Source organism: Kribbella sp. NPDC023855, assembly GCF_040639475.1.
Classification (GTDB): domain Bacteria; phylum Actinomycetota; class Actinomycetes; order Propionibacteriales; family Kribbellaceae; genus Kribbella.
This window is the reverse complement of record NZ_JBFAAA010000006.1, coordinates 207,580-229,874: the sequence shown is the minus strand read 5'-3', so window position 1 is coordinate 229,874 and position 22,295 is coordinate 207,580. Positions and strand designations below refer to the sequence as shown.

At 68.1% G+C, this 22,295-nt stretch carries 21 protein-coding genes; 8 read left to right on the top strand and 13 right to left on the bottom strand.

Translation table 11 applies throughout. The features are described from left to right. The first annotated feature begins 9 nt into the window (after positions 1–9). The gene (locus AB0F51_RS22750; RefSeq protein WP_360282984.1) at positions 10–1,335 is read left to right on the top strand and encodes a hypothetical protein; all 1,326 of its coding nucleotides are present in this window, start codon (positions 10–12) and stop codon (positions 1,333–1,335) included. Here the strand turns inward: AB0F51_RS22750 and AB0F51_RS22745 are convergent. The 5 genes from AB0F51_RS22745 to AB0F51_RS22725 all read right to left on the bottom strand — a co-directional run bounded on the left by AB0F51_RS22745 (position 1,296) and on the right by AB0F51_RS22725 (position 6,067). After that, on the bottom strand, positions 1,296–2,510 hold the full coding sequence (locus AB0F51_RS22745) for a glycosyltransferase 87 family protein (protein ID WP_360283465.1): 1,215 nt from the start codon (positions 2,508–2,510) through the stop codon (positions 1,296–1,298). The two genes, AB0F51_RS22750 and AB0F51_RS22745, sit on opposite strands and share 40 nt — an antisense overlap. Positions 2,511–2,512: 2 nt before the next feature. After that, positions 2,513–3,169, bottom strand: a complete 657-nt coding sequence (locus tag AB0F51_RS22740) for an HAD family phosphatase (RefSeq protein WP_360282982.1) — start codon at positions 3,167–3,169, stop codon at positions 2,513–2,515. An 81-nt stretch (positions 3,170–3,250) separates the two neighbouring features. Beyond that, positions 3,251–4,039 (bottom strand): DUF4097 family beta strand repeat-containing protein, encoded by a 789-nt coding sequence (locus AB0F51_RS22735; protein ID WP_360282980.1) that lies wholly within the window; start codon positions 4,037–4,039, stop codon positions 3,251–3,253. A 97-nt stretch (positions 4,040–4,136) separates the two neighbouring features. After that, positions 4,137–5,411 carry a P-loop NTPase gene (locus AB0F51_RS22730; RefSeq protein WP_360282978.1) on the bottom strand — a complete coding sequence of 425 codons (1,275 nt, stop codon included), beginning with the start codon at positions 5,409–5,411 and terminating at the stop codon, positions 4,137–4,139. Further along, complete coding sequence (locus AB0F51_RS22725) at positions 5,411–6,067, bottom strand: SAF domain-containing protein (protein ID WP_360282976.1); 657 nt, start codon at positions 6,065–6,067, stop codon at positions 5,411–5,413. Before AB0F51_RS22725 ends, AB0F51_RS22730 begins: the two co-directional genes overlap by 1 nt. 200 nt (positions 6,068–6,267) lie before the next feature. Between AB0F51_RS22725 and AB0F51_RS22720 the strand changes: the two genes are divergently transcribed. Further along, a complete protein-coding gene (locus AB0F51_RS22720; protein WP_360282974.1) occupies positions 6,268–6,516 on the top strand; it encodes a helix-turn-helix domain-containing protein in 249 nt (82 codons plus the stop codon). 544 nt (positions 6,517–7,060) lie between these two features. On the opposite strand, the gene AB0F51_RS22715 is transcribed toward AB0F51_RS22720, so the two are convergent. Next, the gene (locus tag AB0F51_RS22715; protein WP_360282972.1) at positions 7,061–7,606 is read right to left on the bottom strand and encodes a hypothetical protein; all 546 of its coding nucleotides are present in this window, start codon (positions 7,604–7,606) and stop codon (positions 7,061–7,063) included. Positions 7,607–7,773: 167 nt separating this feature from the next. Between AB0F51_RS22715 and AB0F51_RS22710 the strand changes: the two genes are divergently transcribed. The 3 genes from AB0F51_RS22710 to AB0F51_RS22700 are packed head-to-tail and all read left to right on the top strand — an operon-like array spanning position 7,774 to position 10,299. Beyond that, positions 7,774–9,447 (top strand): hypothetical protein, encoded by a 1,674-nt coding sequence (locus AB0F51_RS22710; RefSeq protein ID WP_360282970.1) that lies wholly within the window; start codon positions 7,774–7,776, stop codon positions 9,445–9,447. Between the two features lies 1 nt (position 9,448). Beyond that, on the top strand, positions 9,449–9,964 hold the full coding sequence (locus tag AB0F51_RS22705; RefSeq protein WP_360282968.1) for an Rv3235 family protein: 516 nt from the start codon (positions 9,449–9,451) through the stop codon (positions 9,962–9,964). Between the two features lie 20 nt (positions 9,965–9,984). Further along, positions 9,985–10,299 (top strand): hypothetical protein, encoded by a 315-nt coding sequence (locus AB0F51_RS22700; protein WP_360282966.1) that lies wholly within the window; start codon positions 9,985–9,987, stop codon positions 10,297–10,299. A gap of 44 nt (positions 10,300–10,343) precedes the next feature. Here AB0F51_RS22700 and AB0F51_RS22695 read toward each other — a convergent pair whose 3' ends face one another. Further along, entirely contained in the window at positions 10,344–11,210 is an 867-nt protein-coding gene (locus AB0F51_RS22695; protein WP_360282964.1) for a helix-turn-helix transcriptional regulator, read from the bottom strand. Between the two features lie 312 nt (positions 11,211–11,522). Between AB0F51_RS22695 and AB0F51_RS22690 the strand changes: the two genes are divergently transcribed. From AB0F51_RS22690 to AB0F51_RS22680, 3 genes are read left to right on the top strand one after another with little or no spacing between them, the layout of a single operon-like run. Then, positions 11,523–12,752 (top strand): multidrug effflux MFS transporter, encoded by a 1,230-nt coding sequence (locus tag AB0F51_RS22690; RefSeq protein ID WP_360282962.1) that lies wholly within the window; start codon positions 11,523–11,525, stop codon positions 12,750–12,752. A 4-nt stretch (positions 12,753–12,756) separates the two neighbouring features. Beyond that, the gene (locus AB0F51_RS22685; protein ID WP_360282960.1) at positions 12,757–13,446 is read left to right on the top strand and encodes a helix-turn-helix transcriptional regulator; all 690 of its coding nucleotides are present in this window, start codon (positions 12,757–12,759) and stop codon (positions 13,444–13,446) included. 10 nt (positions 13,447–13,456) lie between these two features. After that, a complete protein-coding gene (locus AB0F51_RS22680; protein WP_360282958.1) occupies positions 13,457–14,779 on the top strand; it encodes an aminoglycoside phosphotransferase in 1,323 nt (440 codons plus the stop codon). On the opposite strand, the gene AB0F51_RS22675 is transcribed toward AB0F51_RS22680, so the two are convergent. The 6 genes from AB0F51_RS22675 to AB0F51_RS22650 form a co-directional block, all read right to left on the bottom strand. After that, positions 14,769–16,703: a hypothetical protein gene (locus AB0F51_RS22675; protein ID WP_360282956.1), complete on the bottom strand. Its 1,935-nt coding sequence runs from the start codon at positions 16,701–16,703 to the stop codon at positions 14,769–14,771. The genes AB0F51_RS22680 and AB0F51_RS22675 overlap by 11 nt on opposite strands. Before the next feature lie 98 nt (positions 16,704–16,801). After that, entirely contained in the window at positions 16,802–17,860 is a 1,059-nt protein-coding gene (locus AB0F51_RS22670; protein ID WP_360282954.1) for a glycosidase, read from the bottom strand. Positions 17,861–17,882: 22 nt separating this feature from the next. Next, entirely contained in the window at positions 17,883–18,707 is an 825-nt protein-coding gene (locus tag AB0F51_RS22665) for a carbohydrate ABC transporter permease (protein ID WP_360282952.1), read from the bottom strand. After that, positions 18,707–19,594 carry a sugar ABC transporter permease gene (locus tag AB0F51_RS22660; protein WP_360282950.1) on the bottom strand — a complete coding sequence of 296 codons (888 nt, stop codon included), beginning with the start codon at positions 19,592–19,594 and terminating at the stop codon, positions 18,707–18,709. Before AB0F51_RS22660 ends, AB0F51_RS22665 begins: the two co-directional genes overlap by 1 nt. Positions 19,595–19,709: 115 nt before the next feature. Next, the gene (locus AB0F51_RS22655; RefSeq protein ID WP_360282948.1) at positions 19,710–21,002 is read right to left on the bottom strand and encodes a sugar ABC transporter substrate-binding protein; all 1,293 of its coding nucleotides are present in this window, start codon (positions 21,000–21,002) and stop codon (positions 19,710–19,712) included. After that, a complete protein-coding gene (locus tag AB0F51_RS22650; protein WP_360282946.1) occupies positions 20,999–22,027 on the bottom strand; it encodes a LacI family DNA-binding transcriptional regulator in 1,029 nt (342 codons plus the stop codon). The genes AB0F51_RS22655 and AB0F51_RS22650 overlap by 4 nt, the downstream gene beginning before the upstream one ends. Positions 22,028–22,295: the final 268 nt, after the last annotated feature.

The following is a 22,295-nucleotide window of genomic DNA, read 5'->3' as shown; positions in this document are numbered from 1 at the left end:
CCGCCGGTGATGCCTCTTCTCCTGCCCCTGCACGGGATCGGCGGCCGGCAGGACCTGCCCATCCCCTTCGGGCTCGCCGTCGGCGGCGCCGGAGTGGCGATCGCGCTGTCCTTCATCGTCCTCGGGCTGGCCTGGCGCAATCCGAAGTACCGGGGTGACGCCTCCGGCAAGCCGTTGCCTGACGCAATCACCCGGACGGTCGACTCGGCCGGGTTCCGGTGGTTCGTCCGGCTCTTCGGGCTGGCCACCTTCCTGTACGCCGGGGTGGCCTTGCTGTTCGGCGTCGACCGGCTGACGAACCCGGTCTTCGGCTTCCTCTACATCCTGGTCTGGGTCGGGCTGGTGCCGATCTCGCTGTTCCTGGGCCCGGTCTGGCGGACGCTGAACCCGCTCCGGACCGTGCATCTGCTGCTCAGCAAGGCGCTTCGGCAGCCGCCCTCGCAGGGGCTGTTCACCCTGCCGAAGGGGCTCGGTCTGTGGCCGGCCGCGCTCGGCATCTTCGCCTTCACCTGGCTGGAACTGGTCGCGCCCGACCGCGCCACCCTGCCGGTCCTGCAGGCGTGGCTCGCGCTGTACGTCGTGATCATCCTGTTCGGTGCGGTCCTGTTCGGCGACCGCTGGTTCTCGACGGCCGACCCGTTCGAGGTCTACGCGACGCTGATCGCGCGGATGTCGCCCTGGGGCCGGCGTGACGACGGCAAACTGGTGCTCCGTCGCCCCCTGGAGAACCTGGACGGGCTGAAGGCGCAACCAGGGCTGGTGGGCATGGTCGCGGCGCTGCTCGGCAGTACGGCGTACGACGGCTTCTCGAACTCGACCGCCTGGATCGGCTGGGCGCAGAACAGCGACTACTCGATGACGACGCTGGGCACGCTGGCTCTGCTGGCGTTCATCCTCTTCGTGCTGGTGACGTACGTCGGCGCCACCCTGCTGGCCGGGCGGCTGTCAGACAGCTCCCGTACTGCGCTCCCGGGGTTGTTCGCCCATTCCGTCGTACCGATCGTCTTCGGGTACGTCGTAGCGCACTACCTGACGCTGCTCATCCTGGAAGGCCAGCGGACCCTCATCTACCTGAGCGACCCGCTGTCCAACGGCGCCAACATCTTCGGCACCGGACTGCTCGGCCTCAACACCTCGATCACCGAACACAGCACCGCGATCGCCGTGATCCAGGTCCTCGCGGTCGTCTGCGGCCACCTGATGGGCGTCATCTCCGCCCACGACCGAGCGGTCGCCCTCTTCCCCCGCCACAAGGCCCTGATCGGCCAACTCCCCCTGCTGATCGTCATGGTCGGCTACACGGTCGCCGGCTTGCTCCTGCTCTTCTCGGAGTAGCTGGTGTAGGCAAGGGTCAGGAAGGCGAGCATGCCCAGGATGAGGTGGGAGTTGCCGGGGATGGACTGCCAGAAGGTCCAGCTCAGTTCACGGTCGTCGCGGAACGGGACCCACCAGATCGAGCGGAGTACGAACAGGCCGTACCAGAGGACGCCGGTGATGACGGCCAGGCGGGTGCCCCACTCGCGGTGGACCGCGCGGATCAGGCTGATGCCGAGCGGGATGATCCAGACCCAGTGGTGACTCCAGCTCACCGGTGACGCGTACAGGACGGCGAGCGCCATCACCGAGATCGCGGTGACGCCCTCGTCGGCCAGCCAGTACCTGCGGGCCAGCCAGAGCACCAGCAGACCGAAGATTGCCGACAGCAAGAACCAGGCCGGCTCGACCCAGGTCGCCTCGTCGCCGAGCCTGCTGAGGAAGCCCATGAACGACTGGTTCGCGGTGTAGGCCAGGCCGCCCACCCGGTTGGCGTTGCGGATGACAACAGTCCAGTACTCCCAGGACTGGTTCGGTACGACGGCGAACCCGATCGCCATCGTCGCGACCAGGCCGAGCACCGCGTTCCGGAACGCCTTCCACTGCTTGGTGATCAGCAGGAACGCGAGGAACGGCAGCGGCGTCAGCTTCACCCCGATCGTCACGCCGACCCAGAACCCGCGCCAGCGCGCATCGGCCGGCCGTACCAGATCCAGCAGGATCATTGCGGTCAGCAACAAGTTGATCTGGCCGAACTGGATCGTCTGCCAGACCGGCTCGAGCAGCAACGAACCAGCAGTCAACGCAGCCAGTACTGCGATCCGCCGGTCTCGCCAGCGATCCGGGAGCAGGTTCCAGGCTTCAGCGGGCAACGCGGCTCGCCAGATCAGCGCGATGCAGAGCACCGAGATCGTTGTCCAGAGCACCAATGCGACGCTCCACGGCACGGCGGCCAGCGGGACCATCGCGATCGCCGCGAACGGCGGGTAGGTGAACGGCAGACCCGAGCCCGGCAGCTGCGCGTCGTACAGGGAAGCGCGGTCGAGCAGGACCGAGCCGCCCATCCGGTAGACGCGGAGGTCGATCATGCCGTCGAAGAGCCCATAGGCCCAGGCACCGAGCGCGACGAGGACGGCACAACCGAGGATCGCGAGGACCAGCCGGCGACGGTCGGTACCGGGTGGAGTAGACGTCATGGTCACGTGAGATCGATCCCGAAGAGTGCTTCCAGTTCGCGGCGGGTTTCCTCGTACGACGTGTGCACGATCCCGGTGATGCCGAGTTCGCGGGCGGCGACCACGTTGACCTCCATGTCGTCGACGAACACGCACTCGGCCGGGCGGAGGCCGAGCCGTTGCGCCGCGAGGTGGTAGATCTCGGGCTCGGGTTTGCGCAGCTGGACCTCGCCGGAGATGACGATGTCGTCGAACATGCCGTCCCAGGTGTCCCGCGGGTAGCTGTTGCCCCACGAGTTCGACAGCAGCGCGGTCTTGATGCCGTGCCCGCGGGCGCGGCGGATCAGCGCGGACATCTGCGGCTGGTGCTCGAAGTGCGCGAACATCCGCTCGATCAGGCCTTCCGCCTGGACCGGGCCGCCGTCCTTGCGGACCAGCATCGAGGCGAGCTTGCGCTCGAAGTCGGGGACCGCGATCTGGCCGCGCTCGAGCGCGTGGATCGGGTTCACCTCGGCCTCGACCGGGCTGGCGGCCAGCCAGTCGACCATCGCCCGGTAGTACGCCTCGAAGTCGAGACCGTCCAGTTCGGCCCAGCGGCCCAGCGCGTCCTCCAGGCCGGAGGTGAGCACACCACCCCAGTCCACCAGCAGGCCACGGAGTACAGGCGTGTCGTCAGGCATGCGCGCAAGCCTACTCAGGACATTTCCCCGGCTCCCGGCCGCCCGAAGTACCAGCGGCCGGAGCGGAATCAGCGTCGGTGCTCAGCGGGCGTACTCGACGGTGGTGTCGCCCGAGGAGGTCTCCAGCGTGATGATCCGGGTGGAGGCCGGGTCGACCTTGACCTTCGCGACCTCGTCGCCGGACTTGGTGTCGGTGTCGACCCGATAGGTCTCGGCGCCGTTCGGCAGCAGCACGGTCACGTCACCGGAGCTGCTCTTGGCGTCGACTTTGGTCGGGGCCGTCCGGAACTCCAGGTCGACGTTGCCCGAGCTGGTCTTGCCAGTGACCGAGCTGGAGCTCAGGCCGGTCGCCTCGACATTGCCCGACGACGTGTCCATCGACAGGTCACCGGACACCGCGTTCGCCTCGAGATTGCCGGAACTCGACTTGAGCGTGGTCGCGCCACCGAGGTCGGTCACCTTGAGATCGCCACTGCTGGTCTTGATCGTCACGGCCAGGTTCTTGGGCACGGTCACCACGTAGTCGGTGTCACAGCCGAACGACAGGAAGCCGCAGCCGGTGTCCTTGATGTGCAGCCGGCCGTCGTCGTAGTCGTCCTTCGGGTCCGAGCCCAGCGCGTTGCGCTCCACCCGCCGGTTCACGGTGATCTCCCTGACGTCCCTGGCTTCCACCGCGACATCGACCGAACCGGTCTCGATGGTCAGCGCCGACCCGACGACCGGGTAGGTGTCGTAGCTGGTCTTGGTGCTCTCCGTCAGGCTCGTCAACGCCCAGTACACGCCACCGAGGATCAGCGCGACCGAGATCGCGATGCCGTAGCGGCGCTCAGGACTCATCGTGCCGGCCGGACGGCCCTCGACGTCGGACATCGCTCTCCCAGGATGGTGCCTGGACGCCACTGGTTGGCGCCCTGACCCAACCCTGGCACATCCCGGAGGCGTTGTCGGTCGGGTCAAACCCCGAAAATCAACTGAGGAGATCCCTGAGAACCCCGGCCGCCAGCTGCTGCATTCCCTTACGGAGCTTGCTCGACTTCGCGGCTTCCACCAGACTCCGGCCGTGCGAGAGCGCCGCGTCGCAGGCCGCCTGGTCGAAGGGCAGCAAGGCGGCAGGCTGTACTCCGGCGTACCGGGTGAGCGCCTCTGCCACTGCATCGGCAGGGGAACTCCCCAGCGACCCTGAGCGGACCCTGTTGACCACTACTCGGGTAGTGGCGGACGGTACTGCGGCCCTTAGCTCGTGGAGGGCCCTGATGAGCCGGGTGAGGCCGACAGGGTCAGCTGTCCCGACCACGACCACCTCGTCGGCCTCTTCGAGTGTTGCCAGGGTGGCGCCGTTCCGGCGGGGCGCGAGCGTGTCGAAGGAGATCTCCTCGTCACTCTCGATGCAGAAGCCCGCGTCGATCACCGTGCAGGGTGCAAGCATCCGGGCGGTCGACCAGACGGCCTCAATGGCAGTAGGGCGCAGCTCGGTCCACCGGTCGGCGCGGCTGAGGCCTGTGAGCACCAGTTGATTCGGCCCGACCTGCCGAGCGTGTCGGGCGAGCGCTGCGACATCCAGCGACCCGCCGCTGGCAGAGCGGGCTGCCGCGGCCAGCCCCGAGGTCTCGTCGAGCATGCCGAGCAGCTGAGCCACAGTGCCGCCGTACACGTCAGCGTCGGCCAGCAGCGTGGGCATGTTGCGTGCTGCAAGCTCCGCGGCCAGTCCGACAGCGACCGTACTGCGGCCTGGCGCGCCGGTGGGTCCCCAGACGGCGATGATGCGGCCGGTGCCCTGGCCGTAGGGCTCGCCGTCCGCCTCCTGGTTGGCCCCTGACTCGCTGGTGAACGGTACGAACCCGCCGGCGAAGTGGGAGACAGTTGCCGGTGGCCCCGACTCCACCGCGTCGATGATGGCCCGGCCGAGGTCGTCCGCGCTGACGTCCGCCGGCAGGATTCGCTCGATGCCCATCCGGCTCAGGCGGTCCTCGGCGCCGGAGGGTTCGCCGTTGTCCGACGGGTCGACCAGGGCGACTACTGCGATTCGGCGGGCGTGGAGAGCGGCCACTGCGTCAGAGGTGAGTCTGGGGAGGTCTTCCGCGAGTAGTACGGCTCGGGCTTGCCCACTGGCCGCCGCGGCCATCACATCGGCGATGTCGACGCAGCGACGGACCACCCGGATGCCGGTGGCCCTTTCGGCCCGGCGTACGACGTCTGCTTCCCAGGGCGCGCCTGTGACCGCCAGCAGAACGGGCAACGACATCAGCGGCCCCGCCGGACGAGCACGGTCTCGCCGGTACTGATCAGGGGAAGGGCTGCAGAGAGCCTGTTGGCGTCCTTGGTGCCCAAGGCGATCAGTACCTGCCTTCGGGAGGAGCTAGCCGCCACACCCTTCACAGTGTCGATCTGTACTACGCGGACTTCGTTCCAGAGCCGCTGGGCCGGCTGGTCCTTGGGGATCACCCAGACGTCGACGTGGTCGCCCACTGCGGTGTCCGATGGGAGGCGGCCGGTCGTGATCGACAGCGGGAGCTCGGTGCGCTCGCTGTCGGACTTGGTGGTGGCAGCCTGGCGCGGTACGAACTCCCCCTTGCTGATGGGCCGGGTGAGGATGAGGCCGGTGAGGTCGGCGTCAGCGGCGACGTACTGCTTCGCTGCGTCGTCACTGGTGAAGCGGACGTTGACGGTGGTCAGGTCGTCCCCGGTGAGCGTCGAGCCGATCGGCAGGTCGCGCTTGACGGCCCAGATCGCGGTGGTGTCGTCGGCAGCGGCCAGCAGCTTGGCGCCGGCCAGCGCGGTGACCGCGACCAGCAGCACGCCGAGCAGCAGCCTGCCGTCCTTCCAGCGTGCCCTCCGAGTCCGCAGAGTCGGCGTGGACGGCGCCGCGAACCCACTGCGCAGGACAGGACTGTCGGCCACTCGGAACTCTCCCCAGCTTCGGTTACCACGTGATTGCACTCGATCGCGCTTGGCGACCGACATTCTGCCGTGTCCGCGGTTCTGGCGTCGTCCGTCATCCACAGGTGAGGGCTGGTTGGGGACAAACTGGTTCAATCCGATGCCAACCGTGGCAAACTGAAGCAACCACCTGCCCGTCGGCCCGAAGGGAAACAGCACGCATGCCGGCTCCGCGCTTCCTCCAGCTGTCCGACGTCGCCGAGGTCCTGAACATCTCAGCCAACCAGGTGTACGCCCTGGTCCGCCGCGGCGACATCCCCGCCGTAAAAATCGGCGGCCGAGGCCAGTGGCGAGTCGAGTCCTCGGAGCTGGAGAAGTACATCGAACGCCTCTACACCGAAACCAAGCAATTCATAGACACTCACCCCTTCGGCGAAGAAGCCGAAACCACACAAGACGCCCAGCTCTAACCTCCACCCGACAGCCGGCCTCCACCCTGCAACTCCCCCGGCCCGGCACCTCGGAGCACGACCCGACCCGGCGGCTCCACCCAGCCCGGCGCAGCTCAACCCGGCACTCGGAGCACGGCCCACCCCGGCGGCTCCACAGGGCCTGGCGACTCCGAGCACGGCTCACCCCCGGCAGTTCCGCACCGGGGTGCTTGGCCCGCCGGCCACTCGCCGCTTAGCTCAGCACCTCCGTCTGGGCGTCCATCAACGCAGGCCTGCGCGACTCGCCCGGCAGCTCCGCTCGGACCGGCGCGGCGGTCGGGCACGGCTCAGCCCGGCGGCTCCGCACGTACTCGACCCGGCGCGGGCGGCCACTCGCCGTTTAGCGCGGCACCTCCGCCCGAGCGTCCATCCCCAGGCATGCACGGCTCACCTGGCAGCTCGTCCCGGCAGTCGCTTGCCCACCGGCTGGCCCCGTAGGTCGCCGCTGGCACGCTGCGCCCGGCAGCTCCACTCCGCGCGCCTCGGCTGCTCAGCGCGGCAGCTCGGCTCCGGCTCGGCGGTTCTAGCGGCGGCGGACGGCGTCCAGGGCTTGGGTGGGGACTAGGCGGGAGTTGTAGACCTCGGTACGGCGGCGTGGTGCGTCTAGCGGGTGTTCGGCGAGTTCGAGGAAGTCGGCGCCGACTCGGTCGATCGTGCCGGTGACCGGGTGGCCGCCACAGAACAGCGTCACCGGTGAGCGATCCCGGGCGATTCCGCGCAGCAGATGCGCCAGGCCGAGTTTGGCTGCGACAGCCCCGTGCGCCGACTCCGCCCACGGACCGAGCCCGTGGATCGCGGTGAGCGCGGCATCCGGGATCAACCACTCCTCGTGGCGCTCCGCCTCCAGCAGCAAGCAGTCCTTGCCGACGCGGCTGAGCGTCCCCTGCACCGGATCGGCTCGCCTCAACTCCACCCGGATCACCGTCCCGACCGCCCCGCGCAGGCGATCCAGCACGGTGATCTTGCCGACCTCGGCGCGGATCCGGTCCGCGACCTCGCCGTACAGATCGCCGTCCTGCAGAGCCTCGAACTGCGACTCCAGGTCCTCGAACAGGGCTTCCAAACGCATGCCGTGAACCTACCGCTCCGGGCGGTCAGCGCCACTCTGCGTCTACCACTTCGACACTGCGTGACACGGTCTCGTCGTTTTCGACTTGCCAAAGCCGGTCTAGTCAGGTCTATATTGATCAAGCCAACGTAAACTCACGCAAACTCATAGGTCGGAGGTCAAAGCGGATGAACGCGACGATCCGTGGACTGAAGGGATTCCTGGCGCTGGGCGCGCTGGCATGCCTCGGCCTGCTCCTGCGCTGGGTGACAGCCGGCTCCATCACCGCGGCCACCACCCAGGACCTGACCGCAATGGCCTCCCTCGCGATCGGGGCGGTGGCATGGGTCGCCTATTGCTGGCTCGTCCTCGCGGTCCTCGCCACAGTGCTCGAGCAAACCCCCGGCGCCATCGGCCGAGCCGCCTCACTCGTCGCCACCGGCATCACGTCCCACGGCTCCCGAGCCCTACTCCGCTCAGCCCTCGGCGTAGCCGCCGTAACCCCCCTCACAATCGGCCTAGCCCAAGCCACCCCCGGCCAACCCCCTAACCACCCCCACACCAACACCACCAACCCCCACCAACACCAGTCATCCCCCACCCGCCCCTGGACCTCCACCGAACCCCGCTCAACCGTCGACCTCACAAGCACCACACCGCCCGCCCACCGCACGACTCCGGTCGATTCCCGCTCCACCGTCGACCTCACCACCCCAACCCCCACAGACCACCGCTCCCTGACCCCGACCCCCGGCGGCCCCAGCACCGGCGCCCGCCCGTGGAACACCACCGAGCCCCGCTCCTCCATCGACCTCGCCAGCACCGCGGCGACCGCCGACGGCACACCCTCGGTCGAATCCCGCTCCCCCATCGACCTCGCCAGCACCGCGGCAACCGCCACCCGCTCAGCGCCCGCCGAGCCACGCCCGACCGCCGACCACACCAGCACCGCATCGACCGCCCACCGCACGGCCCCGGCCGAGCCCCGCTCCACCGTCGACCTCACGAGCGCGCCGCCCGCCCGCCACTCGGCCTCCAGCGAGCCCCGTACTGCGGCTACTCGCGCCGGCGGGTCGCAGCTTTCGATCTCCGCAAAGCCCGGCCCGGCCTCCGCACGATCCGGTGCTACCGGCCGCCCGGCCGACGAGGCGCAGGCAGGCGCCCGGCCGTGGAGTGCGGTCGAGCCGCGGTCAACCGTGGAGGTTGCTGGGAGCTCGACCGTGGAGGCTGCTGGGAGATCGACCGTGGAGGCTGCTGGGAGATCGTCAAATGACTGGCGAGCCACCGAGGCTCCGTCGTCTGTCCAACTGACCGAGCAGTCCGGCAGCACCCCGTCGACGGCGTCGCGTACTCCGCGGACCCCTCAACCACAGACCAGCGACCAGGCCAAGACCGCGAACCGCACGTCAACAACTGGCACGCCGGCTCAACGTCCTCACCAGCAAACGCGAACCGGCGCGCCCACCGCGAAACAGCCGCCCGCCAAGCACACCGCAGTACCGGAGCAGCCGCCCGCCGCAGTACCGGAGCAGTCGGCGCGCGAGCACAGCGCAGTACCGGAGCGGGTTGTTGTTCCGGATCGGCCTACTGCTGGGGCTCCTACTCGGTACACGCATCTGCAGTCGGGGCAGGTCGCTCGGCCCTGGTCGCGCGTGGTCAAGCCCGGCGACTCGCTCTGGACGATTGCCGCCGCCGAGCTCGGACCTGCCGCCTCCGACGACGCGATCGCCGCCCGCTGGCCGCAGTGGTACGCCGCCAACCGCCAACTGATCGGCCCTGACCCCAACGTGATCCACCCCGGCCAGGTGCTCAACCCACCGCCGCCCGGCCATCCCGTGCCGCCAACCAACCAGGAGAAGTGACATGCGCAACCGCAAACTCGCCACCGTCAGCACCCTGCCCGCCACGGAGACCGCCTCCACCCGGATTCATCCCGCAACCCCAATGACACAAGGCGCTTTGGCTCTGCACTACCAAGAGGAGCCTGAGCTCCACCCAATACCAGCGCCACCCGTACTGCGCCTGGTGCCAACCGGCCCGACGCTGCCAGACGCTCAGGCGTGGGCAACGCGGCTGGTACAGGCAGTCGCCGAGGTGCTGGCCGGCGACCGCCCGATCGGCCAGCTGATCCGCTTCACCGACACCAGCGTCTTCACCGACCTCAACCGCCGCGTACGCGTCCTGGGCCTCACGACGACGGCTACCGCTCGCAGTACGAAGGAACGCAGCGCGGTCCGCTCGGTGCACGTCTCCCTGCCCGCGACCGAGGTTGCCGAGGTCTGCGCCCACGTCCGGTACGGCGACCGCTCCCGCGCGATGGCCCTCCGTCTGGAGGTACACCGCAACCGCTGGATCTGCACAGCTCTCGAACTCGGCTGAACTCCGCGGCGTCAGATCTGGTGCAGTTCCGCGACGACACCGACCAGACGTTCCAGCTCCGCGTCGGAGTCGGCGAACGGTACCTGGAAGGCGAGATCCTGGCCGAGCGGCCGACCAGTACGTCGTACCGGGTCTTCGCGCGCGGCGAGCGCTTCCTCCGAGCCGGCACCGAACACTTCCGCCGCAACCAGATCTGGCGCACCGCCATCGACCGCCGCACCGGCTCACCCGTCGGCGAAGAACTGATCCGGGAGAACGTTGCCTTGGTCAAATACATCCCCACCGACGTAGACATCGTCGAGGTCGACCTCAGCCAGCACCCACCAACCACCTGATGCGCGAGGCGGTCGACTGACGCCGTCAGACAACTCAACGGTTATTAGTGGTAGGTGGTGGTGGGGGTGGTCCAGGAGGCTAGGAGGTCTAGGGCTTGGGCTGTGGGGGAGCCTGGTTCGGGGGCGTAGAAGGTGAGGGTTAGGCCGGGGTCGGAGATCATGTCGACGCTTTCGTAGGCTAGTTCGAGGTCGCCGACGTCGCGGTGGTGGAAGTACTTGGTGCCGGCGCCGTGGGAGCGCACGTTGTGGGCGCTCCAGCGGCGGCGGAAGTCCTCGCTGCGGGTGGATACCTCGCCGACCAGGTCGTGCAGCTCCTTGTCATGCGGGTCGCGGCCGGCCTCCGTGCGGAGGATGGCGACACAGGTGTCAGCGGCGACCTCCCAGTCGGCGTAGAAGGCGCGGGCGGCGTCCAGCTCGAGGAACGTGAACCGGACGAAGTTCGGATGCGGGTCGGCGACGTCGTACAGGGAGGCGTGCATGGCGCGGCCGAGTTGGTTGCAGGCGAGGAGGTCCATCCGTCCGTTGCGGACGATCGCCGGGCCAGTGAACTTGTCGAGCACCCATTGCAGACTCGGCCGCGGCGTCCAGCGCTTGCTGGGCCGGCGCCGTGGTCGCATGCCGGCGCTGGTGCCGTCAGCGGCGTGGGCGAGGTGGAACAGGTGTCCGCGTTCGGCGTCGTCGAGTTGCAGGGCGCGGGCTAGCGCGTCGAGTACGGAGGCGGAGACACCGCCGAGTGCGCCGCGTTCGAGTTTGGAGTAGTACTCGACGCTCACTCCGGCGAGTGCGGCGACTTCGCCCCGGCGCAGTCCCGGAACACGACGTGTCCCGACATCAGGCAGCCCCGCCTGTTGCGGGGTGATCTTGGCTCGCCGCGAGATCAGGAACTCGCGGACCTCGGCTCGGTTGTCCACAGTACTGACGCTACGACGTGTTCCGCCCGTTTGAGGTGCTCTATCAGTACACGTCTCCCAAGAGACTCCCCCAGCCGGCCGGAACCCGGTTTGCTGGAGGCCATGGACGACCCGCCCGTCCCGTTAGCTGAGGAGGGCTCGATGCATCGGCAAGCTCCGTTGCCACTGTCAACAAACAGCCAGGCATCGGCACCGGCGGTGGCCCCGGCCCTGGCACCGGCACCGGCACCGGCATCGACATCGGCATCGACATCGACATCGGCATCGACATCGGCATCGACGGTGGCATCGGCATCGACGGTGGCATCGGAGGTGTCGCCAGCACCGGCATCGGCGGCGCGGCGCCGAGCGGGCCTGACCGCTGGTCTGGTGGCGAGCGTGGTGTTCCTGACCGCGATCGCGCCGCTGGCCACCGACATGTACGTCCCGGCGTTCCCCCAGGTCGCCGGTGAGTTGTCCACCACCGCGACGCAGGTCCAACTCACCCTGACGACCTTCTTCGTCGGCATGGCGCTCGGCCAACTCGTCGGCGGACCGGTGTCGGATCAACGCGGCCGGCGGGTCCCGCTGCTCGCGGCCGTCCTCGTCATGACCGCCGCCTCGATCGTGTGCGCGCTCGCACCCACCATCGGCGTGATGACGGTGGCACGCTTCGTGCAGGGTTTCGCCGGTGGATGGGCGATGGTGATCGGGCGGGCGATCATCGTCGACCTGGCCACAGGTGCTCAGCTGGTCCGGGTTCTGAACGTCATCGCCGGTGTCGGCGGCATCGCGCCGATCGTCGGCCCGCTGGTCGGCGGACTCATTCTGCAACTGTCACATTGGCGGGTCTCGTTCTGGCTCGTCGCCGCCCTGGGAATCGCGATGGTCATAGCCGTCCTGGTCGCGGTGCCCGAATCGCTCCCACCCGAACGCCGCCACGCCGGCGGTCTGCGGAGCTTCCTCGTCGCCGGACGCGTCGTGCTCGGCAATCGCGAGTACGTCGGTTATCTCGTGGTAGCCGGCGCCGCGATGGGCGCTCTGTTCGCCTACGTCGCCACCTCCGCGTTCGTCCTGCAAACCATGAACGGGTTGTCGCCCATCGCGTACTCGATCGACTTCGCCGCGAACGCGGGTGGCATGACAGTCGCCGCATTGATCGCGGCACGGCTCGCGGGCCGAGTCTCCACCCGCAGGCTCATCCTGATCGGACAAGTGGCTGCGTTGGCCGCCGGGATTGCGATGCTGGCCGGCGCTCTGTGGTTCGGTACGCCGCTGGTCGTGGCGCTGGTCTGCTTCTTCGTCATCATGACCGCCCAGGGACTCATCATTCCCAACGGCGGCGCGCTCGCATCGGCCGCAGTACCGGAGCATCCCGGTACTGGGTCAGCTGTCCAGGGTTTCGTCCAGTGGGTCGCCGCTGGCACGGTTGCTCCCATTGCCGGGCTTGGCGGCGACCACACCGCAGTACCGATGGCTGTACTGACCATTGCCGCTGCTGGTGCGTCCATGGTCGGGCTGCTCGTCCTGGCTAAGGAATGTCGGCGGCGGGTTGCAGACTAGGAGTGTGGAGTTCGCGGAGCGGTACCAGGAGCGGGCGGCGGCGTTGCCCGGTGCTGTGTTGTGGACTCGTACTGCGGACGGCGAGCCCTTTCGGGTGCTCCCCGACGGTTGCATGGACCTGTTGTGGGTCGAGGGCGAGCTGTTGGTGGCAGGGCCGGATCGGCGAGGGTGGATCGGGTCGGCTGAGCCGGGCGTCCGGTATGCGGGGCTGAGGTTCGCGCCGGGGACCGCGCCGGGGCTTCTCGGGGTGCCCGCTCGTGAGGTGGTGGATCTGCGGCTGCCGTTGGCCGACATCTGGTCGCCGAGGCGGAGTCGACGGCTGGCAGACCGGATCGGGACCGCTGCCGATCCGGCGTTGGCGTTGGAGGAGGTCGCGGGCGCGTTGTTCGACGCGGTGCCTGATCGGTTGGTGAGTCAGGTACTGCGTGGCGTCCGGCGCGGGGTCGCAGTACCGGCTCTGGCTCGGGGAGTCGGGTTGAGCGAGCGGCAGCTGTATCGGCGGTGTCTGGACGCGTTCGGGTATGGGCCGAAGATGCTTGATCGGGTACTGCGGTTGAATCTCGCGCTGGACCGGGCGCGAGCGGGGCTCTCGTTTGCGGAGGTCGCGGCACGGACCGGCTATGCCGACCAGGCGCATTTCACCCGCGACGTGAAGGCCCTGACCGGCGTGCCACCCAAGATCCTGCTGGCCTGACAATCGGTCCATGAGTGCTCCACACGGTCCGACCACAGCAACCACCCTCCGCCACAACCCCCTCAACGCCGTCACCGCCACCGTCGAACGCATCACGGATGAAGCCGGCCGGACTTACATCCGGAAGGAGCTGCGTGCTCCCACGCAAGCGCCGGTGGCGGCGGGCCGGGCGGGAGCGCGAGATGCGGTGGGCGAGGTGCAAGCGCTGGATGCCGTGGGCGAAGCGCAAGCGCCGGTGTCGGGCCGAGCGGGAGCGCCGGACGCGGCTGGCCGGGCGAGAGCGCGGGATGCGGTGGGTGGGGCGCAGGCGCCCGAGGCGGTCGGTCGGGCGGGAGCGCCGGAGGCGGCCGGCGGGGTGGGAGGGGCTCGCCGGCTGAAGGCGTCGCCTGTTGGATCTGCGGGGCGCGGCGGGCGACTGCGGAGTGGGGATGCGCAGGCTTCTGGGGTGGTGGGGTGGGCGGCTTCGGGGGAGTTGCGGCATTGGAATTACTGGGGGCGGGAGGTTGAGGTTTATCGGGATCGGGAGTGGCGGGAGGGGTTGGCGGGGACTGGGTTGGTGTTGCCGGAGGGGGAGGTTGAGGAGTACAGCGGTGGGGCGGTGCTGTATCTCGAGGATGTGGTTGGGAAGCCGGGGACCGAGTTTTCGTTGGCGGATCATGCGGCGTTGGCTCGGGCTTGTGGGCGTTGGCAGGCTCGGCCGGCGTTGGTGCGGCCGTGGACTTCGGAGGGGTTTCTGCGGGACTACTCGACCACGCGTGTAGTGCCCTGGGAGTTGCTGGGTGACGATGACGCCTGGAAGCAACCGCTGGTTGCCGAGAACTGGCCGGTGGGGTTGCGGGACAGCTGGCAGCACCTGGTTGCCCATCGGGATGAGCTGCTGACTATCGTCGAGCAGTCGCCGCGGGCGGGGTGTCATCTTGATCTGTGGGTCTGCAACCTGATTCGGCGTAGCGATGGTGAGATCGCCTTGCTGGACTGGGCTTTCGCTGGTGACGGGGCTGTGGGTGAAGACCTCGGGAACCACATTCCGGATGCTGTGTTCGATTTGTTCTGGCCGGCGGAACGCCTTCCCGAGCTCGCCGAGACGTGCATCGACAACTATCTCGACGGGCTGCGGGAAGGTGGCTGGCGGGGCGATCCGGACGTCGTACGGCGGGCGGTGATGGCCTCGACGGTCAAGTACGCGTGGTTGCTGCCTGGTCTGCTCGGGCGTGCCTCGGACCCGTCGCACCAGGCGTATCACCAGGAGGCGGACAGCCAGCATCTGTTCCAGCAGCGTGGGTTGGCGTTGAGCTTCGTGGCTGACTGGTGCGCGGAGGCGCTCAGAGGATGACGGTGAAGCCTCCTGGGGCGACGGGGGCGGTGAAGGTCTTCGCTGTGGTGGACAAGCGAGACTTGAGAGCTCCGGTGCTGTCGTAGGTCGACACCACGCTGCGGCGGGGTGCGGCGAGGGTGACCTGGTGTCGGCGTGGGTGGGTGTCGACACTGGCCAGCAGGATGGCGGTCGCGGTGCTGGTGGTCAGGCGGAGCTCGGAGATCAAAGGCAAAAGCAGAACAGCATCTACCCGCCGCTCCTGCAGCTGCGCCGACGTGGCGGAGGCGGGCGTGGCTGTGGTGGTGAGGTGGGTGGCTTGGGATGGGAGGGCGGTGGGGAGGGTGCGTGGGAGTAGGGCGCCGGGGGTGGGGGAGGTGCCTTGGGGGGTGGCGCCGGTGTGGGTGAGGGTGCCTAGGGGGTGGACGTTGGTGGACCAGGTGGTTTTGCCGGCGGTGGGGTCTGGGACGACGTCGATGATGGGGAGGGCGAGGCGGGGCTGGGTAGCGGGTGGCAGGGGCCAGGTGGCCTTGCTGCCGGTTGGGAGAGACACGTAGGAGTTGTTGCTCCATTGGGATTCGCCGGTCCACGGTGACGGCGGTGTGACGACGGTGGCTCCGCCGGACAGCGTTCCTGCCTCCGCCTCGAGCACCTGCAGACCGGAGAGAGTAGGGCTCGCCGACCCGAGCGCGCGAGCCTGCGCTGCCAGCGACGGATGCGCGTCCAGCGCCAGCATCGAGAGCAGGCCGTGGATGGTGGACTCGGCGCCCGAGTTGCGGTTCACCACGCCGTCACCCGAGATGCCGTCATAGGTGCGTCCAGTCGCGGGGTCGTACATAGTCTGACCGGCCCGGTTCGCGCCGAAGTACCAAGCAGCCACGAACGCCGCGACCTGCCGCAGCCCAGGGCGTCGCGCCGCAGTCGCCACGCCCAGAAGCGCCTGCAGCCGCGCATCGACCCCGTACGCGATCTGCGTCCGGTCAATCGGCGCAGGCAACCACCCGTTGTCAGGTCCACCTGCAGTCATCAGCAAGGGGGTGAAGCCGGCCGCGTCGCCCAGAGCCGGCTCAAGCAGACGCGGCGCACGCAGTACTGCGGAAGCCGCGGCCAGCGCGGATGGCATCTGCGCACCCCATGCGTGCCAGACCGAGATCGACTCGCCCCACGGCAGTAGAGCCCGGAACGGCCAGGTCTGCGTATCGCCAGCAGCCATAGCCGCCAGACCCTCAGCAAACCGGGCAAGGGCAGTCCGGGCTCGGGCAGAACCACCAGCCTCCACATAGGCAGCCAGCCCAAGCACTGCCTCAGACGTAGCGTCAGCACCGGCCGCGATCAGCCAGGCAGGGACTCGCCGACCATCTACGAGATTCCACGAGCCGTACCGCACCAGCACCTGCCGCTCCAGCGCACTCACAGCCAACTCGAGCCGCTCACGCAGGAAGGCGGCAAACCCCGCGTCGAGCGACCGGAAGACCGCATCCCCCTCCCCCAACGCCCAGACCGTCCGGGCCAGCCAGTACGACGGACCGGAGTCCGACGGGTCAGGCAGCTCCACTGGCTCGGCACTGGGGTTGAGGGTGCCGTCCGGCTGCATCCAGAGCACCACGTTGCCGGCGTTGACCCCAGTGGTCGTCTGCAGGAACGTCAACCCACGCAACAGCCCGTACGCCGCCTGCCTGCTGTGGGCGTCGCCATGCATCGAGTAGTGGCGCAGGTAGACAACAGCAGCCCGGGCAATGTCGTCTGCGTTGTAGGCGCCTTGCCCGTAGGTATTGGTGGCCGAGTCATAAGGCCCACCGCCGATGCGCGCGTAGGAGCCGTCCGAGCGACGATCGGCGTAGGTCCACAACACCCCGAGAGGCCCCGAGCCGTACGTCGAATGCCCAGCCAGAGCAGGCGGAGTGACCACAGCACCGAGGTAGTCGAGATGCGCGAGATTGGTCATCTCCGCGGCAGCAGAGTCAGAGGCAGACGCAGGCAAAGAGATACTGGAGGCCGCGGCGACGGCGAGAGTACCGCCGAGGACGGTTCGACGGGTAACGGTCATGACAGCCGGTCCAAGCGCGCTACGCCGATCTTGGCATCCGCCATCCCGTAGAAGACGTAATGCACCCCGTCGACCTCCTCGATCGCCGTCGGGAAGACGACGTTGCCCACCGTCCCGATGCGTTCCTCCTCGGTCTCCGGCACCAGGATCGGTTCCGCCGTACGATCCAGCACCCGGGTGACGTCGGCAGGATCCAGCAGCAGCGCGCCGGCCGCGTAGCTGACCTTCTGTGTCGTCGGATCGAACCCCTTCGGCTGCTCACCGGTCACCCCGTGGTGAATCACCAGCCATCCCTCCGGCACCCGCAGCGGCGCGGGCCCAGCGCCGATCTTGAGCTCCTCGAACCCGTACTCCGGCATCGCCACCAGCCGGTGTTCGCGCAGGTGCACCAGATTGCGCAAATCCCGCTCGACCTCCGCCACGGGCACGAACGAGACCCAGATCCCCGGCCGATCGTCCTTGATCCCGGCGGGCAGATGGACACCCTCGCCTTCCCGGAACCACCCGAGGTCCCACATCGGCCGATGCAGCATCGCGTAGGCAGGCGCACCGTCCGGCCCCGGCACCGGCTCGGGGAAGAACACCGTGTCCTTGTTGGGGAACAGGTTCAGGTCGGTGTCCAGGTCGGCCTGGTACTCGAAGTGCAACGGCCCCAGCCGCGTCCACGACCGCAGATCGTCCGACACCGCGAGCGCCGGCTTCGGCCCCAAAGGCCCGTAGGCAACATAGGTCATCACGTGTTTGCCCAGCGACGGGATCCACGTCACCCGTGGATCCTCGACGCCGGCATTGTTCAGCCCACGCTCCCAGCCTTCGTCAGGCGCCAGTACTACGCCCTCGCGGGAAACCCCGGTCGGTACGCCGTCCGTCAGCACCACCCGAGCCAGCCCGACCCGCGAAACATTGCCCGGAGCAACCAATCGCGGGAGCAGGTAGAGCTCCCCGCCAGGCGTGTGCCCGGAAGCCGGGTTGAGAACCCCTTCGGACTCGAGCGAGTTGCCCGGCTCCGGCGTCATCACAACACCGAGACGCGTCAACGTATAAGGAACAGTCACAGCGAGAACCTTTCAAGAAAGACTAGCCCTTGACCCCGGACTCGAGGCTGGAAGAGATGAAGCGGCGCTGGAAGATGACGAACAGCGCGACCGCCGGAGCAGCCAGCACACAGGCACCGGCCAGTACTGCGCCGAACGGGTTCGCCGCCCGCGCCGAGACCGTGGTGATGTAGTTCGACAGCGACACCGCCAGTGGCTGCATGTCCTGCTGCTTGGTGATCAGGAACGGCCAGAGGAACTCGTTCCACGGCCCGATGAAGGTCAGCAGTACGCCGGTCAGCAACGCGGGCTTGACCAACGGGATGGCGACCCGCCACAGGATGTCCAGCTCACGGGCTCCGTCGATCCGGGCCGCGTCGAACAACTCCTGGGGCAGCTGCAGGAAGTACTGCCGGAAGACGAAGACCGCCGTCGAGTTGATCGCGAACGGCAGGATCATCCCTAAGTACGAATCGGCCAGCCCATAGCTGCGCACGATCAGCACATAGAGCGGAATGGTCAGCAACTGGAACGGCACGACCTGCACCAGCAGCATCAGGTTGAACACCGTCGACCGGCCGCGAAACTGCAACCTGGCCAACGCATACCCAGCCAGTACGCCGAACACCAGCGTGCCGAGGATGACCCCACCGGTGAAGGCCCCGGAGTTGATGAGCGACCTGCCGAGGCTGATCGCCTTGTTGATCTCCTCGTAGTTGTGCAGCGTCAGGTTGCCCGGTGACGGGAACGCGCCACCGACCGAAGAGTCCGGCGACTCCTGCAGACTGCCGACCAGCATGTAGTAGAAGGGGAACAGGAAGACGAATGCCCCCAGCAACAATCCGATGAACCGCCAAGTCTGACGCATCAGGACTCCCGGTCCAGTAGTCGACGCTGAAGCACAGCCAGCAGCAGTACGCCGATCACGAGCAGTACTCCGATCGCCGAGCCGACATCAGGATTGCCCTGCTCGATCCCGCGCTGGTACATGATCAGCACCGGCGAGGCCGACGCCCCGTCGGGACCACCACCGCCGGTGAGCAGATAGGGCTCGGTGAACAGGTTCGCTCCGGTCACGGTCGCCAGCAGGACGACCAGTGTCGTGGCCGGCCGGACACCGGGGACGGTGACGTTGAGAAACGACTTCCACCGCCCGGCGCCGTCCATCGACGCCGCTTCGTACAGGTCCTTCGACACGTTCTGCAGCGCGGCCAGGTAGAGCAGAATGAAGAAGCCGAGCTGTTTCCAGGTGACGTAGACCGCGACCGTCGGCATCGCCAGCTTAGAGTTCACCAGCCAGGACGGGTCGGGCGCGAGCGGCCCGAGGACCGAGTTCACCAGACCGTCGGAGTTGAACAGAAACAGCCAGACCCCGACGACAGCGACGCTCGCGGTCACGTACGGCACGTAGTACGAGACTCTGAAGAAGCCGCGCCATCTGATCGCCGCGTTCAGTGCGTAGGCCAGCAGCAGTGACAGGACGACGGTCAGCGGGACGTTGATCAGCAGGAAGATCCCGACGTTCGCGAACGACCGGCGGACCGCCGGGTCCGAGAGCACTGCCGCATAGTTCTCGAACCCGACGAACGGCCGCTCCACGATCGCGCCCGGCGCCGCGAAGAAGTAGTCGTGGAAGGACATGTACACCGCGAACCCGAGCGGGTACGCGAACACCGCGGCCAGAAACACGGCGTACGGCGTGACGAACGCCGACCCGATCGGTTGCTTGCCCAACACGCTGATACGCCTGGTCATGGGCCCTCCCGGTCTGGACTGAGGAACGGAGGGAGCGAAGCGACTGGAGAGACGAGGGAAGGCCGGGAGGTTAGCCCCATGACCCGCCGAGCCGAAGGCGAGGCCAAAAGCACTGTCATGACTGCGAGGCGAGCTGTTCGACCTTCTGGACCGCGCCGTCGAGGGCCTCGCCCGGGTCCTGCTGACCGAAGATGACCGACTTCGACCAGGCGTCGCGGAAGGTCTGCCAGATGGTGATCGAGTTCGGCACGTTGGGCACCTCGACGGTGCGGGACGCCTGCTCGGCGAACTGCTTGTAGTCGGGGTTCTTCGTGAAGTACTCCGGGTAGGCGGTCGCGATCCCGTCCCGCAACGGCATCTGGCCGGTTGCCTCCAGCAACTTGCCGTCCTGCTCCTTGCTGGTGGCGAACTTCAGCACGTCCCAGGCCGTCCCACGGTTCTTGCAGGCCGAGTACATCGCCACGTTCTTGGCGTCGCTGAACGTGTAGGTCTCGGCAGCGGACTTACCCGCCGACGTCGGCACCGGCACCGCACCCCACTCGACCTTGCCCTTGTACGACGCGATCGCCCACGGGCCGACGATCGCCATCGCGGCCTTGCCGTCGACGAACGAGTCGCCGTTGTACTTCTCCTGCGACGCGAGCTTCTCGGCGTACAGGGTGCGCCAGAACGCGGCGACCTTCTTGCCCTCCTCGGAGGCGAACTGCGCCTTGCCGTCGGCAACGAGTTGCTTGCCACCGGTCTCGGCCGCGAACAGCGGGTAGAAGTCGAACCAGGACTGGTAGAACTCGTTGCTCGGCGCGGGGTAGATCGCGTACTTCGCGGCCTTCGAGGCGACGATCTTGCGCGAGGCGGCGAGGAACTCGTCGTACGTCGCCAGCGCCGGCTTGGCCGGGTCCAGACCGGCCTTCGCAAAGACCTTCTTGTTGTAGAAGATCATCACCGGATTGGCCTTCCACGGCGCCTGGTAGTACTTGCCGTCAGTCGACTTGTACTGCTCGGCGACCTTGCCGGAGCGCTCCTCGAGGTACGACTTGCCGTCCGGGAAGCTGTCGAGCGCCACCAGGCCACCCTGCTTCTGGAACTGCGAGACGGACGCCGGTGAGGTGTTGAAGATCAGGCAGGGCGCGTTGCCCGCGGTGATCGCGGCGCCGATGACTTCCTCGGAGCTCTTGCCGGCCGGGATCTCCTGGGCGGTCACCTTCTGGTCCGCGTGGGCAGCGTTCCAGGCGGCGACCATCTGCTTGCCCCAGGCCACTTCCTCGGCGTTGTTCGAGAGCCAGACGGTGATCTCGCCCCGGGCTTGGGCGGCCGCGTCGGCATCGCCGCCGCCCGAGCTGCCGCCGCAGGCGGCCGTAGTACCGGCCAGGCCTAAGGCCAGTAGGGCAGCCGTGAGTTTGCGTTTCATGAGTCCTCCAGGTGGGCGGTTGACCGCCGGATGATCAGGCGAGCGGGCGGCAGTTCGACATCCGGTACTGCGCTGTCGCCGTCGATGAGCTGGTTGAGGGTTCGCGCGGCCGCCTCGCCGAAGGCGTAGGGGTCGGCGCGGACCGTGGTCAGACCGGGATGGACGAACTCGGCGAGCTCGCTGTCGTCGAAGCCGGCGATGCTGAGGTCGTCGGGCACCCGGAGTCCTGCTTGCTGCGCGGCGCCGAGACCGGCGATCGCCATCCGGTCGTTGGCGTAGACGATCGCGGTCGGTCGCTCGGGGAGCGCGAGCAGCCGCTTGGTCGCCTCGATCCCGCCGACCGCGGTGAAGTCGCTGACCTCGATCCCGATCGGCTCCACTCCCGCTTCGGTCAGGGCGCTGACGAAGGCGTCCTGCCGGGCGGTCGCGTGCACGAAGTCCTGCGGGCCGGCCACATGCGCGATCCGGCGGTGGCCGAGCTCGAGCAGGTGCTGGACGACAGCGATCGTGCCGGGCCGGTCGTCCAGGCAGACGGCCGGGAACGGCGAGGGCCCGTCGGGACGGTTCAGCGTGACCGCCGGCAGCCCGAGCGAGGTCAGCAGGTCGATCCGGGGATCGTCGTGCCGGAGGTCGGACAGGAAGACGCCGTCGACGCGGCCGTCCTGAGCCAGCCGCCGGTACCCCGCTTCCTCGTCCTCGCCGGGCGCGACCACCTGCAGTACGAGAGCTTGGCCGCGGGGGGCGAGCACGCTCTCGACGCCGCCGATGAACGCCGGGAAGAACGGGTCCGAGGACAGCACGCCCGGGTCCCTGGTGATCACCAGACCGAGCGCGAACGCCTTCGAGACCGACAGCGAACGAGCCCGGTTGCTGGGCCGCCAGCCGAGCTCGTCGGCGGCCGCCAGAATCCGGTCGACGGTCGCCTTGGCCAGGCCGGGCCGCCCGTTCAGCGCGAACGAGACGGCGCCCTTGGACACGCCGGCGCGGGTCGCCACATCCGCGATGGTCGGCCGTTCCTTCGTCATCTGCATCCCAGGATTGAGGGTTTAAACCGGTTTAAACGATTACTAAACCGGTACAAACCCTCCACGTCAAGAGGTCGGACCCGACTGCGCAGTACCGCGTCGATGGGAGGGTTCCGCGCACTCGTTTGCAAGTTCGTCTTGACGGTGCGGTGCCGGGTCGCTTAACTAAGGCGTCAGTGCCGGGCCCGTGAGACCCACACTGCAGTGACGCACCCAGCCGGTAACGAACGAGTTTCCAGTCCGGTTTTCAGGCGCCAGGGCGACGGCC

What these genes read in the sequence shown, in the direction of transcription:
- AB0F51_RS22750 (WP_360282984.1), top strand. Translation starts at nt 10, where the DNA reads ATGCCTCTTCTCCTGCCCCTGCACGGGATCGGCGGCCGGCAGGACCTG.
- AB0F51_RS22745 (WP_360283465.1), bottom strand. Translation starts at nt 2,510, where the DNA reads ATGACGTCTACTCCACCCGGTACCGACCGTCGCCGGCTGGTCCTCGCG.
- AB0F51_RS22740 (WP_360282982.1), bottom strand. Translation starts at nt 3,169, where the DNA reads ATGCCTGACGACACGCCTGTACTCCGTGGCCTGCTGGTGGACTGGGGT.
- AB0F51_RS22735 (WP_360282980.1), bottom strand. Translation starts at nt 4,039, where the DNA reads ATGTCCGACGTCGAGGGCCGTCCGGCCGGCACGATGAGTCCTGAGCGC.
- AB0F51_RS22730 (WP_360282978.1), bottom strand. Translation starts at nt 5,411, where the DNA reads ATGTCGTTGCCCGTTCTGCTGGCGGTCACAGGCGCGCCCTGGGAAGCA.
- AB0F51_RS22720 (WP_360282974.1), top strand. Translation starts at nt 6,268, where the DNA reads ATGCCGGCTCCGCGCTTCCTCCAGCTGTCCGACGTCGCCGAGGTCCTG.
- AB0F51_RS22715 (WP_360282972.1), bottom strand. Translation starts at nt 7,606, where the DNA reads ATGCGTTTGGAAGCCCTGTTCGAGGACCTGGAGTCGCAGTTCGAGGCT.
- AB0F51_RS22710 (WP_360282970.1), top strand. Translation starts at nt 7,774, where the DNA reads ATGAACGCGACGATCCGTGGACTGAAGGGATTCCTGGCGCTGGGCGCG.
- AB0F51_RS22705 (WP_360282968.1), top strand. Translation starts at nt 9,449, where the DNA reads ATGCGCAACCGCAAACTCGCCACCGTCAGCACCCTGCCCGCCACGGAG.
- AB0F51_RS22680 (WP_360282958.1), top strand. Translation starts at nt 13,457, where the DNA reads ATGAGTGCTCCACACGGTCCGACCACAGCAACCACCCTCCGCCACAAC.
- AB0F51_RS22675 (WP_360282956.1), bottom strand. Translation starts at nt 16,703, where the DNA reads ATGACCAATCTCGCGCATCTCGACTACCTCGGTGCTGTGGTCACTCCG.
- AB0F51_RS22665 (WP_360282952.1), bottom strand. Translation starts at nt 18,707, where the DNA reads ATGCGTCAGACTTGGCGGTTCATCGGATTGTTGCTGGGGGCATTCGTC.
- AB0F51_RS22660 (WP_360282950.1), bottom strand. Translation starts at nt 19,594, where the DNA reads ATGACCAGGCGTATCAGCGTGTTGGGCAAGCAACCGATCGGGTCGGCG.
- AB0F51_RS22655 (WP_360282948.1), bottom strand. Translation starts at nt 21,002, where the DNA reads ATGAAACGCAAACTCACGGCTGCCCTACTGGCCTTAGGCCTGGCCGGT.
- AB0F51_RS22650 (WP_360282946.1), bottom strand. Translation starts at nt 22,027, where the DNA reads ATGACGAAGGAACGGCCGACCATCGCGGATGTGGCGACCCGCGCCGGC.